Here is a 536-nt window from a genome sequence, read left to right as displayed (position 1 = left end):
CATGATGCAGTTTTAACTTTTCTACTGAGTAATTTAAACTTTATGCTAATAGCTTTTCGTAGTTACTGATATTCGCTCGCCGTTTTCGATTTAAATTTTCGCAATAACTTGCTTGTGAGATAGGCCTGCCTACTGCGCCATGAAATACGCGTGTAAATTGTGTGGTGAGTTTCAACCAGTTTTCTGGGGATATAGTAAGCCTTTCAAGCAAAGGAAGGTTTATATTATCAATATACCCGCGTTTATCCTCTCGTATTACTCGCCCTGTTAGTTCAACAAGTTCAAGGTACGATTTAAGCTCAAACGGTAGCCCTTTTGGCATGATTTGACGTGGCATGCCTGCAAAGCGGAGCAATTTTTTCGGTTGCTTGCCTTCTTTTGCGCATGTTAAGCGTAGTTGAGCGCTGGTATGGTCAGATTCTTCTGGGGTGTTAGCCATTTTGGCTCTAATGGGATTTAAGTCTACATACGCCATGCAGGCCGCCAATGCGGCTTCATCTAATAATGCTTGTGAACTAAATCGTCCCTCCAAAAAC

General features: G+C 42.0%; 1 pseudogene. It reads right to left on the bottom strand.

What is annotated here, in order from left to right:
- Positions 1 to 40: 40 nt before the first annotated feature.
- Positions 41 to 536: pseudogene (locus CWB66_RS03435) on the bottom strand (transposase); the annotation flags it as partial.

The sequence above is a fragment of the Pseudoalteromonas sp. S558 genome (assembly GCF_005886635.1).
In the GTDB taxonomy this organism is placed as follows: Bacteria; Pseudomonadota; Gammaproteobacteria; order Enterobacterales; family Alteromonadaceae; genus Pseudoalteromonas; species Pseudoalteromonas aliena.
Note: the sequence above shows the minus strand (reverse complement) of the source record. Positions and strands in the feature narration are given on the sequence as shown.